The following is a 1,447-nucleotide window of genomic DNA, read 5'->3' as shown; positions in this document are numbered from 1 at the left end:
CCCTCATCAAAACCTTTTGTCTCTTGCTGACATTGCAAATATAGATACAAAAACAATGTGAGTATCAAATAAAGCGACAATAAAAGTTAAAACGATCAAAATAGTTGCTGAAAATATCAAATAGCACGGCGTTAATCTCTCAAAGAGTGGTGTTTGTGCCTTGTGTGGCTTTAAATGAAACAAAATAAGTTTGATGAGTAAATCTTTTGATGATACAAATACCTCCTATGTGATATGAATACATGCTCTTGTGTCGTTGGTTAATACACCGTTGGCGGATGACAAGGAATAGTTGACAGTTAAGCTTTGCAGTCGAACATGGAAAAAAGAGTCTATCGGCTATCTGTTATCAATGCTATCTGTCATCAATAAGACATGCTTTGTTACAGGTTTATTTGCCGTCAGTTTTAACTGACGGCAAATAAACCTGTAATGGCGAAGTCTCTTTAATAAGAGGATAGCTCAAACTGACAATCTTTGAAATGTTCAAATCTGATAAATATTGAACTTATAGTTGTCTCCATGGTTGATAGGCTTATTATTGATAAATGCTAAACCTTTTTTTAATCACGATGATGGGTAAAAGTATCGCTTGTGATTTGAATACCTATGTATTAATTCAATGCTTTGTGAATCAATGCTTATGATATACAAATTAACATATGTGTGTCTATCATAAAGGGCGGTATTCCTATCATGGAGAATCGCGTATATGAAAAAAAACGGCGCACACGCGGAACAATCCGGATGTACGCCTTTATGCATATAAAAAATTGAGGGTCAAATTTTAACCAACAGTAACATTTACTATAACTGTACCCCAGTCTGCCACAACAATATTACCGCTGTTTTTTGAAAGGTCAAAAGTCAATTCAGACAATTCTCCTTCGTTTATAGACACTTTCTCCAAATTTTTGACATTTTCGGAAGAAAGAATCATTTTATCGTCTTTGTAAAGCTCTATAGTGATATCGGAAGCTGGTAAAATGGTTGTGTTGTCTGCAACAACATTTCCTTTGTCGTTCATTGTAGCCGGAATAATATATTCGATATCTTCTCCGGTCAATTCTCCGTTATGATTAAAAGAGCTTTTTGTTTTCTTTATTTTGTAATAAAAATTACCATCTCTTGAATCCAGCATTTTAATAACACCTTTAGTGATCAAAGAAACAGAAGAAACTTTACGTTCTATCTTTAATGTTTCAGAGCTAGCTTTTGTAGAAGTACTTTTCAAAGTAACCTGTCCGTAGAATAAATCTCCCGGTAAGCTTGCTGCAACGCCATTGTTTTGTTTGAGGCTTACCTGTAGGTCTGAAATAATATTGGCTTGATTCAAAGCACTGATATTTTCGTTATCTCCTGAGAGTCCGGCCCATGCCACCACTGTGATCTGATCAGATCCGGGACATGCGATCTCTATCGGTTTAGCCTGAAGCAAATAAGTTCT

The 1,447-nt window shown here is 35.5% G+C and carries 1 protein-coding gene; it reads right to left on the bottom strand.

The window, feature by feature from the left end; translation table 11 throughout:
- Positions 1 to 787: 787 nt before the first annotated feature.
- Positions 788 to 1,447: FimB/Mfa2 family fimbrial subunit (locus DWW23_RS26325; protein WP_122357402.1), on the bottom strand; the 660-nt coding region annotated here is incomplete at its 5' end.

This window comes from Parabacteroides sp. AF14-59, assembly GCF_003479515.1.
In the GTDB taxonomy this organism is placed as follows: Bacteria; Bacteroidota; Bacteroidia; order Bacteroidales; family Tannerellaceae; genus Parabacteroides; species Parabacteroides faecis.
The sequence above is the reverse complement of the archived record's forward strand: the minus strand, read 5'-3'. Positions and strand labels throughout refer to the sequence as shown.